This window comes from Kribbella sp. NPDC051586 (assembly GCF_044453965.1).
GTDB lineage: Bacteria > Actinomycetota > Actinomycetes > Propionibacteriales > Kribbellaceae > Kribbella.
In genome coordinates, this window is the sequence record NZ_JBITDF010000001.1 from 252,427 (window position 1) to 279,298 (window position 26,872).

General features: G+C 67.2%; 22 protein-coding genes. All 22 read right to left on the reverse strand.

Features of this window, described 5'->3' with window-relative positions:
* Positions 1 to 15 precede the first annotated feature (15 nt).
* The 22 genes from rplB to ACIA58_RS01400 all read right to left on the reverse strand — a co-directional run bounded on the left by rplB (position 16) and on the right by ACIA58_RS01400 (position 26,867).
* Entirely contained in the window at positions 16 to 849 is an 834-nt protein-coding gene (gene rplB / locus ACIA58_RS01295; protein WP_396401595.1) for a 50S ribosomal protein L2, read from the reverse strand.
* Positions 849 to 1,154: a 50S ribosomal protein L23 gene (rplW, locus tag ACIA58_RS01300; protein WP_396401596.1), complete on the reverse strand. Its 306-nt coding sequence runs from the start codon at positions 1,152 to 1,154 to the stop codon at positions 849 to 851. Before rplW ends, rplB begins: the two co-directional genes overlap by 1 nt.
* Positions 1,151 to 1,843, reverse strand: a complete 693-nt coding sequence (gene rplD, locus ACIA58_RS01305; protein ID WP_396401597.1) for a 50S ribosomal protein L4 — start codon at positions 1,841 to 1,843, stop codon at positions 1,151 to 1,153. The genes rplW and rplD overlap by 4 nt, the downstream gene beginning before the upstream one ends.
* Entirely contained in the window at positions 1,840 to 2,496 is a 657-nt protein-coding gene (rplC, locus tag ACIA58_RS01310) for a 50S ribosomal protein L3 (RefSeq protein ID WP_396401598.1), read from the reverse strand. Before rplC ends, rplD begins: the two co-directional genes overlap by 4 nt.
* 16 nt (positions 2,497 to 2,512) lie before the next feature.
* Positions 2,513 to 2,821 carry a 30S ribosomal protein S10 gene (rpsJ, locus tag ACIA58_RS01315; RefSeq protein WP_012923688.1) on the reverse strand — a complete coding sequence of 103 codons (309 nt, stop codon included), beginning with the start codon at positions 2,819 to 2,821 and terminating at the stop codon, positions 2,513 to 2,515.
* 373 nt (positions 2,822 to 3,194) lie between these two features.
* Positions 3,195 to 4,388, reverse strand: coding sequence for an elongation factor Tu (gene tuf / locus ACIA58_RS01320; protein ID WP_396401599.1), 1,194 nt, complete (start codon positions 4,386 to 4,388; stop codon positions 3,195 to 3,197).
* A gap of 75 nt (positions 4,389 to 4,463) precedes the next feature.
* The gene (fusA, locus tag ACIA58_RS01325) at positions 4,464 to 6,524 is read right to left on the reverse strand and encodes an elongation factor G (RefSeq protein ID WP_396403288.1); all 2,061 of its coding nucleotides are present in this window, start codon (positions 6,522 to 6,524) and stop codon (positions 4,464 to 4,466) included.
* 121 nt (positions 6,525 to 6,645) lie between these two features.
* Complete coding sequence (gene rpsG / locus ACIA58_RS01330; RefSeq protein WP_130384648.1) at positions 6,646 to 7,116, reverse strand: 30S ribosomal protein S7; 471 nt, start codon at positions 7,114 to 7,116, stop codon at positions 6,646 to 6,648.
* Positions 7,116 to 7,490, reverse strand: coding sequence for a 30S ribosomal protein S12 (gene rpsL / locus ACIA58_RS01335; protein WP_130384649.1), 375 nt, complete (start codon positions 7,488 to 7,490; stop codon positions 7,116 to 7,118). The genes rpsG and rpsL overlap by 1 nt, the downstream gene beginning before the upstream one ends.
* 278 nt (positions 7,491 to 7,768) lie before the next feature.
* The gene (locus tag ACIA58_RS01340; RefSeq protein ID WP_396401600.1) at positions 7,769 to 8,506 is read right to left on the reverse strand and encodes a maleylpyruvate isomerase N-terminal domain-containing protein; all 738 of its coding nucleotides are present in this window, start codon (positions 8,504 to 8,506) and stop codon (positions 7,769 to 7,771) included.
* 3 nt (positions 8,507 to 8,509) lie between these two features.
* Entirely contained in the window at positions 8,510 to 9,661 is a 1,152-nt protein-coding gene (locus ACIA58_RS01345) for a nuclear transport factor 2 family protein (protein WP_396401601.1), read from the reverse strand.
* 425 nt (positions 9,662 to 10,086) lie between these two features.
* Positions 10,087 to 13,947: a DNA-directed RNA polymerase subunit beta' gene (locus ACIA58_RS01350; protein WP_396401602.1), complete on the reverse strand. Its 3,861-nt coding sequence runs from the start codon at positions 13,945 to 13,947 to the stop codon at positions 10,087 to 10,089.
* Between the two features lie 68 nt (positions 13,948 to 14,015).
* Complete coding sequence (gene rpoB / locus ACIA58_RS01355; RefSeq protein ID WP_396403289.1) at positions 14,016 to 17,498, reverse strand: DNA-directed RNA polymerase subunit beta; 3,483 nt, start codon at positions 17,496 to 17,498, stop codon at positions 14,016 to 14,018.
* 263 nt (positions 17,499 to 17,761) lie between these two features.
* Complete coding sequence (locus ACIA58_RS01360) at positions 17,762 to 18,478, reverse strand: hypothetical protein (RefSeq protein ID WP_396401603.1); 717 nt, start codon at positions 18,476 to 18,478, stop codon at positions 17,762 to 17,764.
* Positions 18,478 to 18,948: a hypothetical protein gene (locus ACIA58_RS01365; protein WP_396401604.1), complete on the reverse strand. Its 471-nt coding sequence runs from the start codon at positions 18,946 to 18,948 to the stop codon at positions 18,478 to 18,480. The genes ACIA58_RS01360 and ACIA58_RS01365 overlap by 1 nt, the downstream gene beginning before the upstream one ends.
* 17 nt (positions 18,949 to 18,965) lie before the next feature.
* The gene (locus ACIA58_RS01370) at positions 18,966 to 20,255 is read right to left on the reverse strand and encodes an MCE family protein (protein ID WP_396401605.1); all 1,290 of its coding nucleotides are present in this window, start codon (positions 20,253 to 20,255) and stop codon (positions 18,966 to 18,968) included.
* A complete protein-coding gene (locus ACIA58_RS01375) occupies positions 20,252 to 21,499 on the reverse strand; it encodes an MCE family protein (RefSeq protein ID WP_396401606.1) in 1,248 nt (415 codons plus the stop codon). Before ACIA58_RS01375 ends, ACIA58_RS01370 begins: the two co-directional genes overlap by 4 nt.
* Positions 21,496 to 22,686 (reverse strand): MCE family protein, encoded by a 1,191-nt coding sequence (locus ACIA58_RS01380; protein WP_396401607.1) that lies wholly within the window; start codon positions 22,684 to 22,686, stop codon positions 21,496 to 21,498. The genes ACIA58_RS01375 and ACIA58_RS01380 overlap by 4 nt, the downstream gene beginning before the upstream one ends.
* Positions 22,686 to 23,699 (reverse strand): MCE family protein, encoded by a 1,014-nt coding sequence (locus ACIA58_RS01385; RefSeq protein ID WP_396401608.1) that lies wholly within the window; start codon positions 23,697 to 23,699, stop codon positions 22,686 to 22,688. Before ACIA58_RS01385 ends, ACIA58_RS01380 begins: the two co-directional genes overlap by 1 nt.
* Positions 23,696 to 24,727, reverse strand: a complete 1,032-nt coding sequence (locus ACIA58_RS01390) for an MCE family protein (RefSeq protein ID WP_396401609.1) — start codon at positions 24,725 to 24,727, stop codon at positions 23,696 to 23,698. The genes ACIA58_RS01385 and ACIA58_RS01390 overlap by 4 nt, the downstream gene beginning before the upstream one ends.
* Positions 24,724 to 26,052, reverse strand: a complete 1,329-nt coding sequence (locus ACIA58_RS01395; protein ID WP_396401610.1) for an MCE family protein — start codon at positions 26,050 to 26,052, stop codon at positions 24,724 to 24,726. The genes ACIA58_RS01390 and ACIA58_RS01395 overlap by 4 nt, the downstream gene beginning before the upstream one ends.
* The gene (locus ACIA58_RS01400) at positions 26,049 to 26,867 is read right to left on the reverse strand and encodes an MlaE family ABC transporter permease (RefSeq protein ID WP_396403290.1); all 819 of its coding nucleotides are present in this window, start codon (positions 26,865 to 26,867) and stop codon (positions 26,049 to 26,051) included. Before ACIA58_RS01400 ends, ACIA58_RS01395 begins: the two co-directional genes overlap by 4 nt.
* Between the last annotated feature and the right edge of the window lie 5 nt (positions 26,868 to 26,872).

A 26,872-nucleotide genomic window follows, 5' to 3' on the forward strand; every position in this document is an offset into this window, starting at 1 on the left:
TCTGGCCGGCTCCTATCAGCGCTTCTTGCCGGCCTTGCGGCGCCGGACGATCATGCGGTCGCTTTCCTTGCGGGTGCGGGTCCGGCCCTCGGCCTGACCCCACGGGGACACCGGGTGGCGACCACCCGAGGTCTTACCCTCACCACCACCGTGCGGGTGGTCGACCGGGTTCATCGCGACACCGCGGACGGTCGGGCGCTTGCCCTTCCAGCGCATCCGGCCCGCCTTGCCCCAGTTGATGTTCGACTGCTCGCCGTTGCCGACCTCACCGAGGGTGGCGCGGCAGCGCACGTCGACCATCCGGACCTCGCCGGACGGCATCCGCAGGGTGGCCATCCGGCCTTCCTTCGCGACCAGCTGGATGCTGGAGCCGGCGGAGCGGGCCATCTTGGCGCCACCGCCCGGCCGCAGCTCGACCGCGTGGATGGTGGAACCGACCGGGATGTTGCGCAGCGGCAGGTTGTTGCCGACCTTGATGTCGGCGGCCGGGCCGTTCTCGACGACCGTGCCCTGCTGCAGGTTCGACGGGGCGAGGATGTAGCGCTTCTCGCCGTCCACGTAGTGCAGCAGCGCGATCCGGGCGGTGCGGTTCGGGTCGTACTCGATGTGCGCGACCTTCGCCGGCACGCCGTCCTTGTCGTACCGCTTGAAGTCGATCAGCCGGTACGCCCGCTTGTGACCGCCACCGTGGTGCCTGGTGGTGATCTTGCCGGAGTTGTTCCGGCCGCCCTTCTTCGGCAGCGGACGCAGCAGCGACTTCTCGGGGGTCGAACGGGTGAGCTCGACGAAGTCGGCCACACTCGAGCCACGGCGGCCCGGGGTCGTCGGCTTGTACTTGCGGATTCCCATTACGACTGGCCTCCGAAGATATCGATGCGGTCGTCACCCTTGAGGGTCACGATCGCCCGCTTGGTGTCGGGACGCTTGCCGAAGCCACTACGGGTCCGGCGGCGCTTGCCCTTGCGGTTCAGCGTGTTGACGTCGGAGACCTTGACCTTGAACACCTTCTCGACCGCGAGCTTGATCTCGGTCTTGTTGGCGTCCGGGTCGACCTCGAACGTGTACTTCTGCTCGTCGAGCAGGCCGTAGCTCTTCTCGCTCACGACCGGCCGGAGCAGCACGTCGCGCGGGTCCTTGTTGATTCCGTGGCTCATGCCTCTACCTCCTCGGCCTCGGTCGACGTGGCGACGGCCTTGACGGACTTGCCCTTGGGCGCGCCGGCGACGAACGAGTCGAGCGCGCTCTTGGTGAACACGACCGCGTCGCTGCACAGCACGTCGTACGCGTTCAGCTGGTCGGCCGCGATCAGGTGCACGTGCTGCACGTTGCGCAGGCTCAGCCAGGTCAGCTCGTCGGCGCGGTCGACCACGACCAGCGCCTTGCCCGGGTCGGTGACCTCGGCGAGCACCTTCAGCGCCGACCTGGTGGACGGCTTGTCGCCGTCCACGAAGCTCTCGACGACGAACACGCGGCCGTCACGGGCCCGGTCCGACAGCGAGCCGCGGAGCGCGGCGGCGATCATCTTCTTCGGGGTCCGCTGGCTGTAGTCGCGCGGCACCGGGCCGTGGACGACGCCACCGCCGGTGAACTGCGGCGCGCGGGTCGAACCCTGGCGGGCGCGACCGGTGCCCTTCTGGCGGTACGGCTTGGCGCCACCGCCGGACACCTCGCCCCGGGACTTCGCCTTGTGCGTGCCCTGGCGGGCCGCGGCCAGCTGGGCCACCACGACCTGGTGGATCAGCGGCACGTTGACCTGGACGTCGAACAGCTCGGCCGGAAGCTCGGCGGAACCCTTCTTGCTGACCTTGTCGCCCTTCACGACGACGACGTCGACGGTGCTCACTTCGCAGCTCCCTTCGCGGCGTTGCGGATCAGCACGAGCCCGCCCTTGGGGCCGGGTACGGCGCCCTTGAGCAGGATCAGGCCGCGCTCGGTGTCGATCGCGTGCACGCTGATGTTCTGCGTGGTGATCTGCTCGGCGCCCATCCGGCCGGCCATCCGCAGGCCCTTGAAGACCCGGCCCGGGGTGGCGCAACCGCCGATGGAGCCCGGCGAACGGTGCTTCTTGTGCACACCGTGGGTGGCGCGCAGGCCGTGGAAGCCGTGCCGCTTCATCACACCGGCGAAACCCTTGCCCTTGCTGGTGGCGGAAACGTCGACCCGCTCACCGGCCTCGAAGGCCTCGGCCTTGATCTCCTGACCCAGCGTGTACTCGCTGGCGTCGGCGGTGCGCAACTCCAGCAGGTGGCGCCGCGGCGTCACGCCGGCCTTGTCGAAGTGGCCGCGCTGGGGCTTGGTCACCTTGCGCGGGTCGATGTCGCCGAAGGCGATCTGGACGCCGTCGTAGCCGTCCCGGTCCGCGGTGCGGACGCCGGTGACGACACAGGGCCCGGCCTGGATCACGGTGACGGGGACGACTCGGTTGTTCTCGTCCCAGGTCTGGGTCATGCCGAGCTTGGTGCCCAGCAGACCGCGCGTGTTCTTAACAGTGCTCATTGGTCTTTCCGCGTCCTCAGAGCTTGATCTCGATGTCGACACCGGCCGGCAGGTCGAGGCGCATCAGCGAGTCGACGGTCTTCGGCGTGGGGTCGATGATGTCGATGAGCCGCTTGTGGGTGCGCATCTCGAAGTGCTCGCGGCTGTCCTTGTACTTGTGCGGCGAGCGGATGACGCAGAACACGTTCTTTTCCGTCGGCAACGGCACCGGGCCAGCAACCTTCGCACCAGTACGCGTCACCGTGTCGACAATCTTGCGTGCCGAGCTGTCGATGACCTCGTGGTCGTAGGCCTTCAGCCGGATGCGGATCTTCTGTCCCGCCATCGCTTCGCTTCGTCCTTCTCTATCGTCTTTCGGTGCGTTGCTCCGACCCCCGAGGTCGGGTGTGTCGCCACACCGGTGCAATACTGCGCGGCACGCGCGTGACCCACCGCTTCTTCGACCTGGGATGGTGATCGGGGCCCGGTCTCGGACCGAACCTCGGCATGGTCTCCGGTCCGGCGCACCAGCCAGATCGGAAGATCTGGGGCGCACCCCGGCGGCCTCGCCTGAGCAACCTGAATATTGTGCCAGAGATCGGCGCCGAAACGCCAATCGGGTGGCTCCACGCCTGATCCGGTACCACCTGAGCGCCGGATCAGGCGCACAGCAGAGGTCCGCGGGGCTCAGACTACGAGCCCACGCGGACCTCGTGAGATCACTTCAGGATCTTGGTGACCCGGCCGGCGCCGACGGTGCGGCCACCTTCACGGATCGCGAACTTCAGACCCTCCTCCATGGCGATCGGCTGGATCAGCTCGACCGACATGTCGGTGTTGTCGCCCGGCATGACCATCTCGGTGCCCTCGGGCAGCGTGACGACGCCGGTGACGTCCGTGGTCCGGAAGTAGAACTGCGGACGGTAGTTCTGGAAGAACGGCGTGTGACGGCCGCCCTCCTCCTTCGAGAGGATGTAGACCGAAGCCTCGAAGTTGGTGTGCGGGGTCGTGGTGCCCGGCTTGATGACGACCATGCCGCGCTCGACGTCCTCGCGCTTCGTGCCGCGAAGCAGCAGACCGACGTTCTCACCGGCCTGGCCCTCGTCGAGCAGCTTGCGGAACATCTCGATACCGGTGACCGTGGTGGTCTGCTTCTCCGGACGGATGCCGACGATGTCGACCGTCTCGTTGATCTTGACCACACCGCGCTCGATCCGGCCGGTGATGACCGTGCCGCGACCGGTGATGGTGAAGACGTCCTCCACCGGCATCAGGAACGGCTTGTCGACCTCGCGCTCCGGCTGCGGGATGTAGGAGTCGACCGCGTTCATCAGCTCGATGATCGACTCGCCCCACTTGGCGTCGCCCTGCAGCGCCGGGTGTGCGGCAACCCGCACGATCGGCGCGTTGTCGCCGTCGAACTCCTGCTCCGAGAGCAGCTCGCGAACCTCGAGCTCGACGAGCTCCAGGATCTCCTCGTCGTCGACCATGTCGCACTTGTTCAGCGCGACGACCATCGCCGGCACGCCGACCTGACGGGCGAGCAGCACGTGCTCACGCGTCTGCGGCATCGGGCCGTCGGTGGCGGCGACGACCAGGATCGCACCGTCCATCTGGGCCGCACCGGTGATCATGTTCTTGATGTAGTCCGCGTGACCCGGGCAGTCGACGTGGGCGTAGTGCCGGGCCTCGGTCTGGTACTCGACGTGCGCGATGGAGATGGTGATACCGCGCTGACGCTCTTCGGGCGCCTTGTCGATCTGATCGAAGGCCGACGCCTCGTTGAGGTTCGGGTACTTGTCGTGCAGCACCTTGGTGATCGCCGCGGTAAGCGTGGTCTTACCGTGGTCGATGTGACCGATGGTGCCGATGTTGACGTGCGGCTTGGTCCGCTCGAACTTCGCCTTCGCCACTGGGGCCCTCCTGGATAAATGTTGACTACGCCGTACGCCGACGCGCTTTGGGGTGTGGTGGTCAGGAGCGAGAGATTACTCGCCCCGGGCCTTCTTGATGATCTCTTCCGCCACGTTCTTCGGAACCTCGGCGTAGGAATCGAACTGCATCGAGTAGGACGCGCGGCCCTGGGTCTTGGACCGCAGGTCACCGACATACCCGAACATCTCGGACAACGGCACCAGAGCCTTCACGGCCCGGCTGCCACCGGGGCCCTCGTCCATCGACTGGATCTGGCCACGGCGTGAGTTGAGGTCGCCGATCACTTCACCCATGTAGTCCTCGGGGGTGATGACCTCGACCGCGAACATCGGCTCGAGGATGACCGGGGTCGCCCGCCGGGCCGCGTCCTTGAACGCCATCGAACCGGCGATCTTGAAGGCGAGCTCGGAGGAGTCGACATCGTGGTAGGCGCCGTCGGTCAGCGTGACCTTGACGTCCACCATCGGGTAGCCGGCCAGTACGCCGAACTCCATCGCCTCCTGGGCGCCCTCGTCCACCGACGGGATGTACTCCCGGGGGATCCGGCCACCGGTGACGGAGTTGACGAACTCGTAGCCGCCTTCGCCGCCGGCCTCGACCGAGGTCGGCTCGATGTTGATGATCACACGCGCGAACTGACCCGAACCACCGGTCTGCTTCTTGTGCGTGTAGTCGACCTTCTCGACCTTCTTCTTGATCGTCTCGCGGTAGGCCACCTGCGGCTTGCCGACGTTCGCCTCGACGCGGAACTCGCGCTTCATCCGGTCGACCAGCACCTCGAGGTGCAGCTCGCCCATACCGGCGATGATCGTCTGGCCGGTGTCCTCGTCGGTCCGGACCTGGAAGGTCGGGTCCTCCTCGGCGAGCCGCTGGATCGCGACGCCCAGCTTCTCCTGGTCGGCCTTCGACTTGGGCTCGATGGCGACCGAGATCACCGGGGCCGGGAACTGCATCGACTCCAGCACGACCGGCTTGGCCGGGTCGGACAGGGTCTCACCGGTGGTGGTGTCCTTCAGGCCCATCACGGCGACGATGTGGCCGGCGCCGATCGACGCGATCTCCTCACGCTTGTTCGCGTGCATGCGGTAGATCTTGCCGATCCGCTCCTTGCGGCCCTTCGTCGGGTTCAGCACCTGGGTGCCGGTCTCGAGCTTGCCCGAGTAGACCCGGATGAAGGTCAGCTTGCCCAGGTGCGGGTCGGCCGCGATCTTGAACGCCAGCGCCGAGAACGGCTCGCTGTCGGACGGCTTGCGCAGTACGACCTGCTCCGCGTCCTTGACGTCGTGGCCCTCGATGGCCGGGACGTCGAGCGGGCTCGGCAGGTAGGCGTTGATCGCGTCGAGCAGCGGCTGGACGCCCTTGTTCTTGAACGCCGTGCCGGTCAGCACCGGGGTCAGCTTGCTGGCGATGGTCGCCCGCCGGATGCCCGCGACAACCTGCTCCTGGGTGGGCTCGTCGCCCTCCAGGTACATCTCCATGATCTCGTCGTCGGCCTCGGCCAGCGTCTCGATCAGCTTGTCGCGCCACTCGGCGGCGATCTCGGTGTGGGTGGCCGGGATCTCCTCGACGGTGTAGTCCTCACCCATCGTGGTCTCACCGCGCCACGTCAGCGCGCGCATGCCGACCAGGTCGACGACACCGATGAAGTCGGACTCGGAACCGATCGGCAGCTGCAGCACCAGCGGCACCGCGGCCAGCCGGTCGACGATCATGTCGACGCAGCGCATGAACTCCGCGCCGGTCCGGTCCAGCTTGTTGACGAAGCAGATCCGCGGCACGCCGTACCGGTCCGCCTGGCGCCACACGGTCTCGGACTGCGGCTCGACACCGGCGACACCGTCGAACACCGCGACAGCGCCGTCGAGGACGCGCAGCGAGCGCTCCACCTCGACGGTGAAGTCGACGTGCCCCGGGGTGTCGATGATGTTGATGGTGTGGTCTTTCCAGGTGCAGGTCGTCGCGGCGGACGTGATCGTGATGCCGCGCTCCTGCTCCTGCTCCATCCAGTCCATCGTGGCGGCGCCGTCGTGGACCTCACCGATCTTGTAGGTGATACCGGTGTAGAAGAGGATCCGCTCGGTCGTCGTCGTCTTGCCGGCGTCGATGTGGGCCATGATCCCGATGTTGCGGACCTTGGCCAGGTCGGTGGTGATTTGTACGGCCACCTCGGTGGTCTACCTCTCGATTCTGTCTTGCGTCAAACGGTGATCGCTGGGGTCCGGATCGGACCCCGGATCACCAGCGGTAGTGGGCGAAAGCCTTGTTGGCTTCGGCCATCTTGTGCGTGTCCTCGCGGCGCTTCACCGACGCACCGAGACCGTTGGACGCGTCCAGGATCTCGTTCATCAGGCGCTCGGACATGGTCTTCTCGCGACGAGCGCGGGAGTACGACGTCAGCCAGCGCAGCGCCAGCGTGGTGGAGCGACCGGGCTTGACCTCGATCGGCACCTGGTAGGTGGCACCACCGACGCGGCGGCTCTTCACCTCGATGCTCGGCTTCACGTTGTCCAGCGCACGCTTCAGCGTGATCACCGGGTCGGTGCCGGTCTTGGTGCGAGTGCCCTCGAGCGCGTTGTAGACGATGCTCTGCGCGATCTGCTTCTTGCCGTCGACCAGGATCTTGGAGATCAACTGGGTGACGAGCGGCGAACTGTAGACCGGGTCGATGATGACCGGGCGCTTCGGGGCGGGGCCCTTGCGCGGCATTAGCTCTTCTCCTTCTTCGCGCCGTAGAGGCTGCGAGCCTGCTTACGGTTCTTCACACCCTGGGTGTCGAGCGAACCGCGGATGATCTTGTACCGGACACCGGGGAGGTCCTTCACCCGGCCGCCGCGGACGAGCACGATCGAGTGCTCCTGCAGGTTGTGGCCGACGCCGGGAATGTACGCGGTGACCTCGATACCGCTGGTCAGGCGGACACGCGCAACCTTACGAAGAGCGGAGTTCGGCTTCTTCGGCGTGGTCGTGTAGACGCGCGTGCACACACCACGACGCTGAGGGGAACCCTTCAGGGCCGGCGTCTTGTTCTTGGACACCTTGTCCTGGCGGCCCTTGCGGACCAGCTGGTTAATGGTGGGCACCGCGTGGGTCTCTTTCTGTCGTCCGGCTGGGTTTGTAGCTCTTGCCTGACCCCCGCGGTCGGGTGTGTCGCGTGCGCACGGGCGTACCGGGGCCTTAATCTCAAGACTGTCGGTCAGAAGTCCCGTGCCACGCGGCCCGACCCGTTGGACGAGGGGCACGCATGACGGCCCAAGGAAGACCCCGGGCACGATCGTTAAGACTAGCGGGTGCCTCAAGCACGGTCAAAATGAGTAATCGACCACGGTCGAGGACCTTTCGCTGTTCCAGTGTACAAGGCCTACGGAGTGGCTCTCCCCGCGAGGAAATCAGCCGCCGCGCCGGCGTCCCCCTCGACCGTCAGAACGGCTCCCGGCAAGCGCTTCCACAGGCACAGGTCGAGCTCCGACGCGGTCCCTGACAGGACCGCTTCCCCGACCGCCCGGCCCCGCTCCACCTGCGGCCGATCGCCTTGTGACACAGGGATCAGGGTCCATTCGTGGCCGGTGTCGGTGGCGCGTACGCCGACCTGCCGGGTCACCGCCGGCGCGAACCCGCGGGCCAGCATCCGGGGCAGGAACACCCCGAACACCTCGTCCACCCCATCGGCCGCGATCTCCGCAGGTACGGTCGCCGGACCAGTCGTCCCGGAACCGGTTGCCTGCAGGGCGTCCACGAGGTGGATCGCCGTCTCATGCATGCGCCGCCGGGTCCAGAATCCCGCGCGCTGGTCCACCGGCGCGAAGTTCCAGCAGGGCTCGTCCGGGTCGATCGCCCGGATCGCCGCGATCAGGGCCGCGCTGGTCCCGGCATACCAGTCCGCCCAGGAGATCGTCGTACGCAGTACCTGCGGGACCTTCTGGGACGTGCTGCTGAGCAGGATCGAGGCCGCCCAGCGCTGGCCGGCTCCGAGGTGCAGAGCCAGGTCGGCGACGGTCCAGCCCGGGCACGCCGGCACCGGGAGCGCCGGGTCGGCGTCGGCCAGGACGGCCGCGAACAGCGCGGCCGTCCGGTCGAATTCGGCGAGGTGGTCGATCACGGGTCAGGCGCGGAACTCGACGTCCGTGATCAGGCCGTCGACGACGCGGTACAGGCCGAGTTGCGGAGTGGTCCCGCTGTCGTCGTACGACAGCACGTGCTCGACCACCCACTCCCCCAGCATCAGTCGCTGCACCACTTCGGTCTTGCACTGGCCGGCGTCGAACCGCGGCCGGTAGTGCTCGCGCAGGAACCGGCGGCCCTTCAGCTCGGTGCCGTCGGCGAGCAGGATCCGCGCCGTCGGCGAGTACATGGCCAGGAAGGCCTCGAGGTCGTGCGCTGCGAACGCTGCGTGCTCGCGACTGATCACCCGGGCGGCCGGAGTGTCGGCGGTGACGGCCGCGATGGTCGCCATCCCCAGATCGGCGAGCGGGGCCTGTGCAGGGGCTACAGCGGGAGCAGGAGTGGCAGGAGTGGCCTTGGGGGTCGTGGGCAGCGTCTGCTGGCCGGCGGGCCCGGCAGGCGCTTCCTTGACCGCTGCGGCCGGTTTGGCGACCGTCGGCGTACGCCGGGTCGCGGTGGTCTTCTTCTTGGCCGGGGGTGGGACGAGGAGCTTGCCGTCGTCGCCGGGCTCTTCGCCGAGGTGGGCGATAGCCCAGTCGAGAGCCTTGGTGACGGCGGCGCGTGATTCTTCGGTGTGGTCGAGCATGTCGAACCCGTGGTGCCCTTTCGGTACGTCGATGATGTCCAGCGCGGCGCCTCCCGCGGAAACGAACTCCGCGACCGGACCGGCGAGCTCCTCACGCTCGAGTCCAGCTCTGGTCAGCAAAACCGGCAGGTCTGTACTTGATGCTTTCCCCGCCCCACCGCCCCGGTCGTGTTTGCCGATCACTTCGGCGGCGGGAACGAGTTCGTCGACACCGGGCGGGGTGGCGAGCAGGGGGTAGGTCAGGGCGACGAACCGCAACCAGTCGGGGCGGCTGTCCAGCCACTCCCCGGCGAGCAGGCCGGCACCGGAGAAGAACCACAGACCGACCCGATCAGGGTCGACCCGCGGATCGGAACGCAGTACGCCGACCGCGGCCTCCACCTCGTCCGCGGCCGCGACCAGGCGGTCGAGTCCGTGGATCAGGCTGTGGTCGACGACTGCAGCCACCAGGCCTCGCCTGGCGGCAGCGGTCGCATAGCCCTTGTAGACCGGCCACTCCCGAGGCATGACCTCGAGACCGGCAGGTCCAGGACCCCCGTGCACAAAGAGAATTGCACCGCCTCGGGCGGTCCCGGGCGGGCGGTACAGGTCGATCTCCCCCAAGCGATCGACACGTACATCGGGACCATCCAGAACCCCCAAGACGAAAGGCCGCAGGTAGGCCGGCAGATCCGTCATGCACCAATCTTGGCCTATCCCGCGCACACTTTCAGCCGCCACCCCGAGTGTCTTTTCCCGACTGTGCCCGCACACACCCCGCCGGCCGTGCCCCACACACGAGTGGATATCCCCTCGAGTGAGGGGTTCTGCGCTGGTGTGCCAGTGCAGAACCCCCAAGACGCGTGGATATCCGCTCGTGTGACCAGGCCCGAACAAACGGCGAGGGCGGCACTTCCCAGTGGGAAATGCCGCCCTCTTGCGCGTGCTTCGAATCAGTTCTGGTACGAACCGAGGTCGAAGTCGTCGAGCGGGACCGACTGGCCCGAGGACGGGCCGAAGTCGTAGTCGTACGACTCGTAGCCGACCATCGAGTACATCGCGGCCTTCGCCTCCTCGGTGGGCTCCACCCGGATGTTGCGGTACCGGTCCATGCCCGTACCGGCCGGGATCAGCTTGCCGATGATGACGTTCTCCTTCAGACCGACCAGCGAGTCGGACTTGCCGTGGATCGCGGCCTCGGTGAGGACGCGGGTCGTCTCCTGGAAGGAGGCGGCCGACAGCCACGACTCGGTGGCCAGCGAGGCCTTGGTGATACCCATCAGCACCGGACGACCCGAGGCCGGAGTACCGCCCTCGGCCACGACGCGGCGGTTCTCCGCCTCGAACATGATCCGGTCCGCGAGCTCACCCGGGAGCAGGTTCGCCTCGCCGGACTCGATCACCGTGACCCGGCGCAGCATCTGCCGGACGATGATCTCGATGTGCTTGTCGTGGATGGCCACACCCTGCGACCGGTACACCTCCTGGACCTCGTCCACCAGGTGCTCCTGCGCCTTGCGGACACCCAGGATCCGCAGAACCTCCTGCGGGTCCGGCGTACCCTGCGTCAGCTGCTGACCGACCTCGACGTGCTGACCGTCCTCGATCAGCAGCCGGGCCCGCTTCGACACCGGGTAGGCGACCTCCTCGGAACCGTCGTCCGGGGTGAGCACCAGCTTCCGGGTCTTGTCGGTGTCCTCGATCGCGATCCGGCCGGCCGCTTCGCCGATCGGCGCCTTGCCCTTGGGCTGACGGGCCTCGAAGAGCTCGACCACACGCGGCAGACCGTGGGTGATGTCATCACCCGCGACACCACCGGTGTGGAAGGTGCGCATCGTCAGCTGCGTACCCGGCTCACCGATGGACTGGGCCGCGATGATGCCGACCGCCTCGCCGATGTCGACCGGCTTGCCGGTCGCCAGCGAACGGCCGTAGCACTTCGCGCAGGTACCGGTCTTGGCGTCACAGGTGAGCACCGACCGGACCTTGACCTCCTCGATCCCGGCCGCGACCAGCTTCGCGATCGACACGTCGCCCAGGTCGGCGCCGCCGGCGAGCACGACGTTGCCGTCGGCGTCCAGGGCGTCGGTGGCCAGGGTCCGCGCGTACGCGCTGGTCTCCACGTTCTCGGCGTGCACGACCTTGCCGGACGGGTCCTTCTCGCCGATCTGCTTCGGCAGGCCCCGCTCGGTGCCGCAGTCCTCCTCGCGGATGATCACGTCCTGCGACACGTCCACCAGACGACGGGTCAGGTACCCCGAGTCGGCGGTCCGCAGCGCGGTGTCGGCCAGACCCTTCCGGGCGCCGTGGGTGGCGATGAAGTACTCGACCACCGACAGGCCCTCGCGGAAGTTGGACTTGATCGGCCGGGCGATGATCTCGCCCTTCGGGTTGGCGACCAGACCACGCATACCGGCGATCTGCCGGATCTGCATCATGTTGCCTCGGGCACCGGAGTGCACCATCATCCAGATCGGGTTGTCCTTGGCGAAGTTCTCCTCCATCGCCTTACCGACCTCGGCGTTGGCGCCGGTCCAGATCTCGATCAGCTCCTGGCGCCGCTCGGACGAGGTGATCAGACCCCGCTCGAACTGCTTCTGGACCTTCTCGGCCTGGGCCTCGTACCGGGCCATGATCTCCGGCTTGGACGGTGGCGTGCTGAAGTCGTCGATCGACACCGTGACACCGGAGCGGGTGGCCCAGCGGAAACCGAGGTCCTTCAGGTTGTCGAGGGCGTTCGCGACCTCGACCTTGGTGTACCGCTCGGCCAGGTCGTTGACGATCCCGCCCAGCTGCTTCTTGCCGACCTCGACGTCCACGAACGGGTAGTCGTGCGGCAGCGCCTCGTTGAACAGCGCGCGGCCCAGCGTCGTCTCCAGCGCGAAGCCACCCTCGGCCCGCTCGGTCACACCGGCCGGCACACCGGACTCGTCCAGCCGCAGGTTGACCTTGGCCTGCAGCGACAGCTCCTTGCGGTCGAAGGCCATGATCGCCTCGGCCACGGAGCTGAACGCCCGGCCCTCGCCCTTGGCGCCTTCCTTCAGCATGGTCAGGAAGTAGATGCCGATGATCATGTCCTGCGTCGGCATTGTGACCGGACGGCCGTCGGCCGGCTTCAGGATGTTGTTCGTCGACAGCATCAGGATCCGGGCCTCGGCCTGCGCCTCGGCCGACAGCGGCAGGTGCACCGCCATCTGGTCACCGTCGAAGTCCGCGTTGAACGCGGAGCAGACGAGCGGGTGGATCTGGATCGCCTTGCCCTCGATCAGCTGCGGCTCGAACGCCTGGATACCCAACCGGTGCAGCGTAGGCGCACGGTTGAGCAGGACCGGGTGCTCGGTGATGACCTCTTCCAGCACGTCCCAGACCTGGGCGCGCTGACGCTCGACCATCCGCTTGGCGGACTTGATGTTCTGCGCGTGGTTGAGGTCGACCAGCCGCTTCATCACGAACGGCTTGAACAGCTCCAGCGCCATCGCCTTCGGCAGACCGCACTGGTGCAGCTTCAGCTGCGGGCCGACCACGATGACGGAGCGGCCCGAGTAGTCGACGCGCTTGCCCAGCAGGTTCTGACGGAAACGGCCCTGCTTGCCCTTGAGCATGTCGGACAGCGACTTCAGCGGCCGGTTGCCCGGGCCGGTGACCGGACGGCCACGACGGCCGTTGTCGAACAGCGCGTCGACGGCCTCCTGCAGCATCCGCTTCTCGTTGTTGACGATGATCTCCGGCGCGCCCAGGTCGAGCAGTCGCTTGAGCCGGTTGTTCCGGTTGATCACCCGGCGGTACAGGTCGTTCAGGTCCGAGGTCGCGAACCGGCCACCGTCGAGCTGCACCATCGGGCGCAGGTCCGGCGGGATGACCGGGACGCAGTCCAGCACCATGCCCATCGGGCTGTTGTTGGTGGCCAGGAACGCGGTGACGACCTTGAGCCGCTTCAGGGCCCGCGTCTTGCGCTGGCCCTTGCCGGTCTTGATCGTCTCGCGCAGGTTGTCCGCCTCGGCCTTCAGGTCGAAGGTCTCCAGCCGGCGCTGGATCGCGGCGGCGCCCATCGCGCCCTCGAAGTACTTGCCGAACCGCTCCTTCATGGCGCGGTAGAGGATCTCGTCGCCCTCCAGGTCCTGGACCTTGAGGTTCTTGAACCGGGTCCAGACCTCGTCGAGGCGGTCGATCTCGCGCTGCGCACGGTCGCGCAGCTGCTTGACCTCACGCTCGGCGCCTTCCTTCACCTTGCGGCGTACGTCGGCCTTGGCGCCCTCGGCCTCGAGCTGCGCCAGATCCTCCTCGAGCTTCTTCATCCGCTGCTCGATGTCGTTGTCACGACGGTTCTCGAGCTGCTTGCGCTCCACGTCCACCCGGCCCTCGAGCGAGGACAGGTCGCGGTGCCGGGCCTCGTCGTCGACGTCGGTGATCATGTACGCCGCGAAGTAGATGACCTTCTCCAGGTCCTTCGGGGCGAGGTCGAGCAGGTAGCCGAGCCGCGACGGGACACCCTTGAAGTACCAGATGTGGGTGACCGGCGCGGCCAGCTCGATGTGGCCCATCCGCTCACGGCGCACCTTGGAGCGGGTGACCTCGACGCCACACCGCTCGCAGATGATGCCCTTGAAGCGAACGCGCTTGTACTTGCCGCAGTAGCACTCCCAGTCCCGGGTGGGACCGAAGATCTTCTCGCAGAAGAGTCCGTCACGCTCGGGCTTGAGCGTCCGGTAGTTGATCGTCTCCGGCTTCTTGACCTCGCCGTGGGACCACTGGCGGATCTCGTCCGCGGTGGCCAGGCCGATCCGAAGCTCGTCGAAGAAGTTCACGTCGAGCACGATGTGTTATCTCCCGTTGCTAAAAGTGGTCTGAGTGGGTTGGTTGTTGATGTCAAGCGGCAACCCGCTCAGACCTCCTCGACACTGTTCGGCTCGCGCCGGGACAGGTCGATGCCCAGTTCCTCTGCCGCCCGGAAGACGTCCTCCTCGCTGTCGCGCATCTCGACCCGGCTTCCGTCGGACGAGAGCACCTCGACATTGAGGCAGAGGGACTGCATTTCCTTGACCAGAACCTTGAACGACTCCGGGATACCCGGCTCCGGGATGTTCTCGCCCTTGACGATCGCCTCGTACACCTTGACCCGCCCGACGACGTCGTCGGACTTGATGGTCAGCAGCTCCTGCAGCGCGAAGGCGGCACCGTAGGCCTCGAGGGCCCACACCTCCATCTCGCCGAACCGCTGGCCACCGAACTGGGCCTTACCACCCAGCGGCTGCTGGGTGATCATCGAGTACGGACCGGTCGACCGTGCGTGGATCTTGTCGTCGACCAGGTGGTGCAGCTTCAGCATGTACATGTAGCCGACGCCCACCGGCTCCGGGAACGGCTCACCCGAGCGGCCGTCGAACAGCTTGGCCTTACCCGAGCCGTCGACCATCCGGACACCGTCGCGGTTCGGCAGCGTCGAGGAGAGCAGGCCGGTGACCTCTTCTTCCTTGGCGCCGTCGAAGACCGGGGTGGCGACGTTCGTCATCGGCTCGGCCGAACCGGCGCCGATCTTGATCAGCCGCTGTGCCCACTCCTCGGTGTTGTCCGGGTCGACCTCCCAGCCGCGGCTGGCGATCCAGCCGAGGTGGGTCTCCAGGACCTGACCGACGTTCATCCGGCCGGGCACGCCCAGCGGGTTCAGGATGATGTCGACCTGGGTGCCGTCCTCGAGGAACGGCATGTCCTCGACCGGCAGGATCTTGGAGATGACGCCCTTGTTCCCGTGGCGGCCGGCCAGCTTGTCGCCGACCGAGATCTTCCGCTTCTGGGCGACGTACACCCGGACCAGCTGGTTGACGCCCGGCGGCAGTTCGTCGCCGTTGTCGCGGTCGAAGACGCGGACACCGATGACGGTGCCCTCCTCGCCGTGCGGCACCTTCAGCGACGTGTCGCGGACCTCGCGCGCCTTCTCACCGAAGATCGCGCGGAGCAGCCGCTCCTCCGGGGTCAGCTCGGTCTCACCCTTCGGGGTGACCTTGCCGACCAGGATGTCGCCGGTGGTGACCTCGGCGCCGATGCGGATGATGCCGCGCTCGTCGAGGTCGGCCAGCATCTCGTCGGAGACGTTCGGGATGTCCCGGGTGATCTCCTCCGGACCCAGCTTGGTGTCGCGGGCGTCGACCTCGTGCTCCTCGATGTGGATCGAGGTCAGCAGGTCCTGCTGTACGACGCGCTGGGACAGGATGATCGCGTCTTCGTAGTTGTGACCCTCCCACGGCATGAACGCGACCAGCATGTTCCGGCCGAGGGCCATCTCGCCCTCGTCGGTGCACGGACCGTCGGCCAGCGGCGAACCGATCTCGACCCGCTGCCCGGCGTCGACCAGCGGACGCTGGTTGATGCAGGTGCCCTGGTTCGAGCGGCGGAACTTCGCCATCCGGTAGGTCTGGTACGTGCCGTCGTCGGCGGCGATCTCGATCAGGTCGGCCGAGACCTCCTTGACCACGCCGGCCTTGTCCGACACCACCACGTCGCCGGCGTCGACCGCACCGCGGAACTCCATCCCGGTGCCGACCAGCGGCGCGTCCGAGGTGATCAGCGGCACCGCCTGGCGCTGCATGTTCGAACCCATCAGCGCGCGGTTGGCGTCGTCGTGCTCGAGGAACGGGATCAGCGCGGTCGCCACCGACACCATCTGGCGCGGCGAGACGTCCATGTAGTCCACGTCGTCGACCGGCACGAGCTCGACCTCACCGTGACGCCGGCGAACCAGCACCCGCTCCTCGGCGAACCGGTTCTCGTCGGTCAGCGCGGCGTTGGCCTGCGCGATGACGAACCGGTCCTCCTCGTCCGCGGTCAGGTAGTCGACGTCGTCGGTGACCTGGCCGCTGACGACCCGGCGGTACGGCGTTTCGACGAAGCCGAACGCGTTCACCCGGCCGTACGACGCGAGCGAGCCGATCAGGCCGATGTTCGGGCCTTCCGGGGTCTCGATCGGGCACATCCGGCCGTAGTGGGACGGGTGCACGTCGCGGACCTCGAAGCCGGCCCGCTCACGGCTCAGACCACCCGGGCCGAGCGCGTTCAGCCGGCGCTTGTGGGTCAGGCCCGCGACCGGGTTGGTCTGGTCCATGAACTGCGACAGCTGGGAGGTGCCGAAGAACTCCTTCAGCGCCGCCACCACCGGACGGATGTTGATCAGGGTCTGCGGCGTGATCGCCTCGACGTCCTGGGTCGTCATCCGCTCCCGGACCACCCGCTCCATCCGGGCCAGGCCGGTGCGGAGCTGGTTCTGGATCAGCTCGCCGACCGTGCGCAGACGGCGGTTGCCGAAGTGGTCGATGTCGTCTTCCTCGACGACGATCTCGCCCTTCGGGGCCGGCAGCTCGGTCTTGCCTTCGTGCAGCGCGACCAGGTACTTGATCGTGGCGACGATGTCGTCGACGGTCAGCACCGCCATGTCGTGCGCCTCGTCACGGCCGAGCTTCTTGTTGATCTTGTAGCGGCCGACCTTGGCCAGGTCGTAGCGCTTGCCGTTGAAGTAGTAGTTCTCCAGCAGCGCCTGCGCGGCCTCGCGGGTCGGCGGCTCACCCGGACGCAGCTTGCGGTAGATGTCCAGCAGCGCGTCGTCCTGCCCGGAGGTGTGGTCCTTCTCCAGGGTCAGCCGGATCGACTCGTAGTCGCCGAACTCCTCCAGGATCTGCGCGTCGGTCCAGCCGAGCGCCTTGAGCAGGACGGTGACGTTCTGCTTGCGCTTGCGGTCGAGGCGGACGCCGACCATGTCGCGCTTGTCCACCTCGAACTCCAGCCACGCGCCGCGCGACGGGATGATCTTGGCGGTGAAGATGTCCTTGTCGGACGTCTTGTCCGGGGTGCGCTCGAAGTACACACCGGGCGAGCGGACGAGCTGGGACACGACGACCCGCTCGGTGCCGTTGATGACGAAGGTGCCCTTGCGCGTCATCAGCGGGAAGTCGCCCATGAAGACGGTCTGGCTCTTGATCTCACCGGTTTCGTTGTTCATGAACTCGGCGGTGACGAACAGCGGCGCGGAGTACGTGACGTCGCGCTCCTTGCATTCGTCCACCGTGTTCTTCGGAGGCTCGAAGCGGTGGTCGCGGAACGACAGCGACATGGTGCCGCTGAAGTCCTCGATCGGGGAGATCTCCTCGAAAATCTCTTCCAGGCCGCTGGGGCCGGACAGGTCCGACCGCCCCTCGGCCTCGGCGGCGGCCACACGGGCCTGCCACGTTTCGTTACCGACCAGCCAGTCGAAACTATCCACCTGAAGCGCAAGCAGATCCGGAACCTGAAGCGGCTCGGAGATCTTTGCGAAGGAGATGCGGCGGGGGCCGGTGACGTTGGAAATGCTGTCGGACTGGGGGTTGCGCGAGGCGACCAAGGGGCGTCCTTCCACGGGCTCGCAAAATCACATCGGTGCTGGGAGCGCACGCCAAGCCGCCCCAGTCAAGTCGAGACCCGAAGCCGAGGCGAGGAAAAAGGCAGCGCAAAGCAATAGGCTACATGATCCAGGCAAGCCTGTCCAACGGGGTCCAATAGTTTGCCGTTGGACCACCCTCTCCGTCAAGGACCGACCCGGGGTCTCCAGTGGGTAGATCACCCACGAGACATCCAGCGTCCTCTTGGTGCGGAGTCACCTAGAGATTACAGTCCGGCGATCTCTTGGACCAGCCATCGATCGCCGTTTCGGACCATTGTGAACCGGGTCCGGTTCAGATCCACCCGGGGACTACCCTTCGTGATCGTGCTGGTGGTGGTCTGGTTGACGAAGATGATCAGCGTGACCCGGTCGGCGTCGCCGTCGCGGACCCCGACCTCGCGGACGTCGGCCTTCACCGTCGCCTTGGTCTTGGTGGCGAGCTCGCCGGCCACCTTGGCGGTCGCGTCGAACTTCGCGGCGAAGTCCGGGGTCATCGTCGCGCGAGCGGCGGCGAAGCTCTTGTCCAGGTCACGGTAGTCATAGCTGAGCGCGGTCTCGGCCGCCTTCCGGCCGGCGACCGCGGCCTGGTCGCGGGCGCCCTCGGCCTGCTTCCCGTGCCATGCCTTCACCCCGAGAATGCCGGCGACGACCAGGGTCAGAACGACGACCAGCCCGAGGGCCGCGAGCAGCACATCGCTCTGCCGACGATCACGCTGCGTAGTGACAGCGGCCTTGGTTTCGGCCTTCGGGGGCTCGGGTGTGGCTGGTGTCACATCCTCCGGAACGGCATCGGAGACCTTGTCCTCGACGGGCGGCGACGCTTCGAGCGTCTCGTCGGCGACGAGCATGTCGTCGGCAACGGGCGTCTCGTCGACCGTGGGCGTCGTACCGGCAGTGCGGCGCTGGCCGGCGATGCGGGGACGGTTGCGGCGGTCTGCCATCAGCCCACCACCTGGAGGTCGGCGGTCAGCCAGTGGCTCTTCTCCCGGACCAGATCCAGCTTGATCCGGTACCGGCGCTCGACCCCGTCGGTCGAGGCCGTGTTCGTCACCACCGCGTTCACGATCACCAGCACCTGGGCGGAGTCCTTGTCGTTCGAGACCACCGCGGCCTCCTTCACGTCCCCCTTGGAGGTCGCCTTGTTGGCCACCACGTCGGTCTTCACCGCATCGATCCCGGACTGGAACTCCTGCTTGAACTGCCCGGTCGAGTCGTTCAGCACCCGCTTGGAGTCCGCGTCCCAGGTCTGGTAGTCGTACGTCGTGAAGTCCAGCGCCAGCTGCCGCGCGGCCTTCATCGCGCCGTCGCGCTGCGAGTCGGCGGCCCGCTGCTTGCTCAGGCCGACCACCGACAGCGTCAGCCCGGCCAGCGCCACCAGGAGCAGGACGCTCAGTGCCCAGGCCAGAATCATCCGGCCGTTCCGTGCGATCACTTGCTCGTCACCGGTCCGAGGATCAGGGCCTTCCAGGAGTCGCTGCCGAGCAGCTCCTCCTGACCGCCGGTCGAGCCGAGCGTGAGTTCCGGCATCCCGGCCGTCCCGCCCGCCTGGCCGGTGACCGGGTCGTACCCGACTCCGTAGCCGGTCCGGTTCAGGTCGCGCGACGACGGGCTCGGCTTGTTCTGCGCGCCGCGGACGTTGATCCCCGTCGACGGGCTCGCCGTACAGCCGGCCTTGGTGTTGGCCGGGGTATTCGTGGTCACCTGCGGGACCCGCTTGTCCGTGCCGCCGTACCCGGGCCGGCAGGCCGGCGGGGTCAGGCCGACGACCAGACCGAAGTGCGCGTCGTAGTGCCCGGTGCCCGGGTCCTTGGCCGGTACGACGTACCCGCCCATCGCCACCGCCGGGTAGACGACGAACAGCTGCTCGACGGCATCCAGCCGGACCGCGGTCAGTTCGCTCACCGTCAGCAGGTTACCCAGCAGCACCGCGATGTCCGCGCGGTTGTCCTGGATCAGCCCGGTGATCTGGGTGGATGCGAGCGAGCCCTGGTCGATCACCTTGCGCAGGTTCGCGTCCGAGCTGACCAGGGTGTCGGACAGCAGCGCCAGGTTCTTCGCCCAGGTCTTGATCGCGTCGCCGCTGGCCACCTGGGTGGCGAGCACGGTGTCGCCGTCGTTGATCAGCTTGATCGTCTGCAGCACGTTCGCGTCCGCGGTGTCGATCAGCTGGCCGGAGCTGTCGATGATCTTCTGCAGGTCGGTGCCCTTGCCCTTCAGCGCCTCGCCGAGCTCGCGGACGGTGGTCTTCAGGCTGTTCTTGTCGACCGAGTTCACCAGCTGGTCGAGGTTCAGCAGCAGCTCGGTGGTGTCGATCGGGATCGCGGTGTCCTGCCGGGCGATCTTGGAGTTGTTCTGCAGGTACGGCGCTCCGTCGCGGCGCGGCTGCAGGTCGACGTACTGCTCGCCGATCGCGGACCGGTCCGCGACCACCGCGAGCAGGTCGTTCGGGATCTTGAACTTCTTCTCGATCACGAGGTTCACGTCCACGCCGTCGGACAGCAGCTTGAGCTGCCCGACCCGGCCGACCGGCTGGCCGCGGTACGTCACCTCGGCGCCGGAGAAGATGCCGCCGGACTCGGCGAAGCTGGCGCTGACGGTGTAGTCGGTGTCGACGATCAGCTTGTCGACCTGCGCGTACTTCGCGCCGACGAACGCGACGCCGACGACGGTGATGAGCAGGAACACCATCAGCTGGATCCGGACCGCTCTGGTGATCATTTGACCGCCCCCGGCATCAGCGCCCGAGCCAGGTCGGGATCGAATCCGGACCGCTTCAGCTGCGGGGTGCAGACCGGCAGTCCGAGCAGCGTGATGCAGGTCGTCGCCGTACCGGTCGGGACCGGCAGCGTCGGCAGGATGGCACCGCTCTTGCCCGGACTGGTCGGCAGGTGCACCGGGAGGCTGATCCGGCCGGTCGGCAGCGCGGTCGGTCCGACCGTCGGCAGCGTCAGTCCGAGCAGGCCCTTGAGTGCCTTCTGGGTGTTCACGTCGACGGTGATCCCGAGGTTGGTGTAGTCGCCCTTCGCGGCGTTGGCGGCCTGGTCCGGGAACGGATAGGTGAACAGCAGCTCGAGCGACTTCGGGAGGTTCTCCCCCGCCTCGGCCAGCTTGGTCAGGATGGGGTAGAGCGACTGCAGGTTGGCCACCAGGTCCTTCTGCGCCGAGGTGATCACCCGGGTCGCGGTGTTGCCCAGCGTGGCCAGGGCCTGCAGCGTCTTGACCAGCGCGGCCCGCTGCTTGTCCAGGGTCGCGATCGACTTCGGCAGCGAGTCGATCGCGGTCGCCAGCGTCACCTTCTGCGCGTTCAGCTTCTTGGCCAGCGCGTCGACCGCGGTGATCGCGGTGACGATCCGCGCCTTGTTCTGGTCCAGGGTGCCGACGAAGGTGTTCAGCTGGGTCAGCACGTCCCGGATGGCGGGCTCGTTGCCGGTCAGCGCCTTGTTCAGCTCCTGGGTGATGATCTGCAGCTGCGCGACACCGCCGCCGTTCAGCAGCAGCGACAGCGCGGACAGGACTTCCTCGACCTCGACGTTGCTGGTCGTCCTCGACAACGGGATCAGCTCGCCGTTCTCGAGCTTGCCGCGCGGCTGCTCGGAACCGGTCGGCCGCGACAGCGACACGAACTTCTCGCCGAGCAGGCTGGTCTGGCGGATCGTGGCGTGGGTGTTGTCCGGCAGGTCGAGGCTCTTCGGCAGCTTGATCCGCACCTTCGCGACGTACCCGTCCAGCCACACCTTCTCGACCGTGCCGACGGTGACGTCGTCCACCTTCACCGTCGACTTCGGCACCAGGTCTAGCACGTCGGCGAACTCGACGGTGACCGTGTACGACGGGCCCTTGATCTTGGCGCCGCCCGGCAACGGCAGCGAGTACACGCTGAAGTCGCAGCCGCTCAGCAGCATCGCCAGCGCGGCGATTCCCGCGACGATCGACGTACGGCGGTGGGTTCTGGGGCGTCTCACTTGACCAGCCCCCCGAGCGTCGGATCGACCGGGTCGGGGCTGCTCAACGGAGCCTTCGGCGGGGGCGCCCACGGCGTACCGGCCGGGCCGCCGCTGATCGCCGCGTTGGTCCCGGTCAGCTGGGTGATCAGCGGCAGTTTGGCCAGGGCGTCGAGGACCGGCTTCAAGGCCGAGCAGGTCGACATCGACTGGTTCGCCTGCAGGAGCAGCGAACAGATGAACGTCGCCGGATCGTCGAGCTGAGCAGGGTTGATGCGCTGGTCCAGCGTGCCGAACTGCGGGTTGTAGATCCGGGCCAGGTTGCCGAGACCGAGTGGCGCGGTGTCGAGCACCTCAGCGATCGCGGCCTTCTCCTTGACCAGGATCTGCGACAGCTTGGTGGCGCTGCTGACCGTGGTCTTCACCAGGCCGCGGTTGTCCTTGACGAACGTCGCTACCTCGCCGAGCGCTGTCGCGAGCAGCGACAACGCGGAGCCCAGGTCCTGACGCTCGCCGGCCAGGGTGGTCGAGACCGCGGCGAAGTTCGAGTTGAACTGCCGGACCAGCTGGTCGTTGGCGGCCAGCGCCGACACGAACGTCTGCAGCTGCCGGATGGTGTTGAACAACGCCGCGGAGTTGCCGGACAGCGTGCTGGTCAGCTTCGAGACGTCGGTGATGGTCTGGTTCAGTTTGGCGCCCTGGCCGTTCAGGTTCTTCGCCGAGACGTCCAGCAGCCGCGCCAGCGCGCCCTGGTCGTTCGCACCCTTCGGACCCAGCGCCACGGACAGGTCGTTCAGGCTCTGGTAGATCTGGTCGAGCTCCAGCGGTACGGCGGTCCGCTCGATCGGGATCTGCGCGCCGTCGGCCATCACAGCGCCCTTGGAGTACACCGGGGTCAGCTGGATGTACCGGTCGGCGACGATCGACGGCGACGCGATCACTGCCTTCGCGGTCGCCGGCACCTTGTGTTTCGCGTCCCACCAGAACTTCACCCGGACGGTCCGGCCGGCCGGCGTGATGCTCTCCACCTCGCCGACCTTGATGCCGAGGATCCGGACGTCGGACCCCGGGTACACCGAGACTGCGCGTGGGAAGTACGCCGTCGCCGTCACCCGCTCGGGCTTCGGCCACAACGTCACGGCGCTGACCGCCAGGATCACCACGACCACGCCGATCGCGATCAGCCGGGACAGGGCGTTGACCTTCATCAGCCGCCACCTCCCAGGATCGCCGGCAGCCCGGGGATCGGCACCTTCGGCAGCGGGATCTCCGGGACCGGCGCGAGGTTCTGCAGGTAGGTGTCGAACCACGGCCCGGTGCCGAGCGTGTTGGTGAAGACCCGGACGAACGGGGCCAGGCCCTTGATGCTCGCGTCCAGGGAGTTCTGGTTCTGCAGCAGGACCGCGAGGACCGCGTTGACCTTCTGCAGGGTCGGGGCGAGGTCCTTGCGGTTCTCCCGGACCAGCGCGGTGATCTGCGCGGACAGCTGCTGCGTCGACACCAGCAACTGGTGGATCAGCGCCCGCCGCGCCTGCACCGCCTGGAAGACCGTGTTGCCGTCCTTCATCAGCTTGATCAGCTGCTGGTTGCGGTCGGCAAGGACCTTGGTGACCACGTTGGAGTGCTGGAGCAACAACTTGAGCTGCTCGTCCCGCTTGGCCACGTTCCGCGACAGCCGCGACAGTCCGGTCAGCGAGGCCTGCACCTCTTCGGGTGTGTTCTTGAACGTCGCCGACAACGTGTCCAGCGCCTTGGCCAGCTGCGCGGTGTTGATCCGGTCCGTCGTGTTGGCCAGATCCGTGAAGGCGTCGACGACGTCGTACGCCGAAACCGTCCGGGCCAACGGGATCTCGGAGCCGGCCTTCAGCTGGCCCTGCCCGGCCGGGTCGAGCTTCAGGTACTTCTGGCCGAGCAGCGTCTTGATCTTCATCTCGGCGCCGGTCTGGTCGCCGAGCTTCACGCCCTTGTCGACCACGAAGTCGACGCGGACGTGGGTGCCTTCGAGCTCGACCTTGCGGACCTTGCCGACGCGGACGCCGGCCACCCGGATCTCGTCGTTCGCCTTCAGGCCGCCGGCCTCGGAGAACTGCGCGGAGTACTTCGTCCCGCCGCCGATCAGCGGCAGGTCCTGCGCCTTGAACGCGGCCAGCATGATCAGGCCGATCACGGTGAGCCCGATCACGCCGATCGTCACCTGGTTCTGCTCGCGGAACGGCTTCACTTCTTGCACCTCGCCGAGTTGAGGTCGTAGGCGACCGGAACGCGAGTCCCCGTCGGCAGCGTGACGTTGCCGTCGAAGTTGCACAGGTAGAAGTTGAACCACGAGCCGTACGACGCGGTGCGGGTCATCGAGTTCAGCTTCTGCGGCATGAACTGCAGGGTCTTCACCCAGATCGCCTGGGTGTCGTCCAGCGTCGAGGCGGTGATCCGCAGCTTGTCCAGGTCGGCCTTGATCGGCACCCGCGTCTGCTGCAGCAGGCCGGCGGTCTTGGTGTTCAGCGAGTTGATCGAGCCGAGCGAGTTCAGGATCGGGGTGACGTCCTGACTCAGGCCGGTGATGAACTGCTGCAGGTTGACCAGCAGCTGGGAGAAGTTCTGCTGCCGCTGGGAGACGATCTGCAGGGTCGAGGTCAGGTTCGTGATCAGGTCCCCGATGACCTGGTCCGCGTCGGCCAGCGTGGTGGTCAGCGACGCGGTCTTGGCCAGCAGCGACTCGATCGTGCCGCCCTCGCCCTGCAGCACCTTGATCACCTCGAACGCGAACTGGTTCACGTCCGCCGGCGTGAGCGCGGTGAACAGCGGCTTGAAGCCGTTGAACAGCACCGACAGGTCGAGCGCGGGCGTCGTGTGCTCCTTCGGGATGATCCCGTTCTTCTTCAGCCGCTGCCCGCCGCCGACGCCGTCGGTCAGCGCGACGTAGCGGTTGCCGACCAGGTTCCGGTAGCGCAGCGTCGCGTGCGTCGAGGTGTCGACGACCTGGTCGGAGTCGACGCTGAACGTCACCATCGCCAGCGTGTTCTGGTACAGCTGGATCTTGTCGACCTGGCCGACCTTCACACCGGCGATCCGGATGTCGTCGCCCTGGTTCAGCCCGACCGCGTCGGTGAAGACCGCGCGGTACTTCGTCGTCGAGTTGAAGGTGATGTTGCCGATCGTCACCGCGAGCAGCGCGGTCGCGATCGTGGTGACCACCACGAAGATCCCGAGCCGGACAGTGTCGAAGGTGGTCTTCTTGTCGAAGAAGCTCATTTCAGGTTCACCTGGCCTCCGCGGAGCAGCGGGCCGACCATCAGCGTGGTCAGGTCCGGTACGTCCTGCGGCGCGACGCCCATCTCGGGGCCGACGACCGAGTCGACGACCTTCTGCTCGGCCGGCGTGCCGACGCCCTGGGTGTCCATCGCGAAGCCCGGCATCGCGCGGTTCAGCTGCAGGTTGAGCGGGAAGCGCTGGTTCTTGTTGTGGTCACCGATCACGCCGTCGTCACCGGTGATGTACGGCGCCGGGTTCTCCTGCGTGTACGGCCCGGGCTTCGACCCGGGGTGGCTGTAGTTCCTGCCGACGCAGGTCGGGCCGCGGTGGTCCTTGTAGGCCGGGAGCTCGTTCGGCTCGTACGGCGTCGGCTGGTTGGTGATCAGCTCGAGGTTGATGTTCAGCCGGCCGTCGCGGAACGTGTCGTTCAGGATCGGGGCGGTCTCGGTCATCACCTGGAGGAAGCACGGCACCTCGGGCGAGTACTTCTCGAGCAGGTCGAGCACCGGGCGGCTGACCTGGCCGAGCCGGATCACGCGGTCCTCGTTCTCCTTCAGGAACGCGTTCCCGGTCGTGGACAGGTTCTGCACGTTGCCGAAGAACTGCTGCAACTGTTGCTCCTTCTCCACCACGGTGTTGCCGGTGATGGTCAGGTTGCGCAGGGCGCGGACCAGGTCGGGCGTCACGTCGCCGTACAGGTCGGAGACCTGCGTGAGTCTGACGAGGGCGTCCATCAGCTTCGGGATGCTCGGGTTCAGCTTCTTCAGGTAGCCGTCGAGCTGGGTCAGCGTCCCGGCGATCTCGGTGCCGCGCCCCTCGAGTGCGGTGGCCAGCGTGTTCAGGGTCGCGTTCAGGTCGGCCGGGTCGACGGCCTGCAGCAGCGGGAGCGCGTCGTTCAGCACCTTCTCGATCTCGATGCCGACCGCGGTCTTGTCCCGGCTGATCACGTCGCCGGCCTTGATGTGCGGGCCTTCGGCGCCGGTCGGCGGCACCAGCGCGACGTACTTCTCGCCGAACAGCGTCTTCGGCAGGATCCGGGCGCTGACCGCGCGCGAGATCTCGCCGACCTGGTCCGGCTTCAGCGACAGCCGGACGGTCGCCTCGTCACCGTCGGTGGAGACCCCGCGGACCTCGCCGACGATGATCCCGCGCAGCTTCACGTCGGCGTGCTCGTTCAGCTGCAGGCCGATGTGGCTGGTCTTCAGCTCCACGTCCACGGTCTTGGTGAAGACCTTCGCGTAGAACGCGTAGGTGAGCCAGAGCAGGAAGCACAGCACGCCGATGAACGCGACGCCGAGGACCTTGTGCGAGATCAGCCTGGTCATCCGGCCAACCTCACCGTTGTCGTCGTACCCCAGATGGCCATCGACAGCAGCAGGTCGACGACGTTGATGACGACGATGGAGGTCCGTACGGCGCGACCGACGGCGACGCCCACACCGGCCGGACCGCCGGTCGCGTGGTAGCCGTGGTAGCAGTGCACCAGGATGACCAGGACCGAGAACACGAGCACCTTGCCGAACGACCAGAGCACGTCTCCGGGTGGCAGGAACAGATGGAAGTAGTGGTCGTACGTGCCCGTGCTCTGCCCGTAGAACGTGGTCACGGTGAGCCGGGTGGCGAAGTACGACGCGAGCAGACCCACGACGTACAGCGGGATGACCGCGACGAGCCCCGCGATGATCCGGGTGGTGACCAGGAACGGCAGCGACGGGATCGCCATCACCTCGAGGGCGTCGATCTCCTCGCTGATCCGCATCGCGCCGAGCTGCGCGGTGAAACCACAGCCGACCGTCGCGGCGAGCGCGATACCGGCGATCAGCGGGCCGATCTCACGGGTGTTGATGTACGCCGACACGAAGCCGGCGAAGGCCGACGTGCCGATCTGGTTCAGCGCCGAGTAGCCCTGCAGGCCGACCTCGGTGCCGGTGAAGAAGGCCAGGAACGTGATCACGCCGACCGTGCCGCCGATCACCGCGAGCGCGCCCGTGCCCAGCGTCACCTCGGCCAGCAGCCGGAAGATCTCCTTGCGGTACCGCGTGACGGACTTGCCCGACCAGGCCAGCGCCTTGATGTAGAACGCGAGCTGTTCACCGAGGTGGTCGAGCGAGTTCAGCGGCTTCTTGACCAGGTTGTCCATCAGGG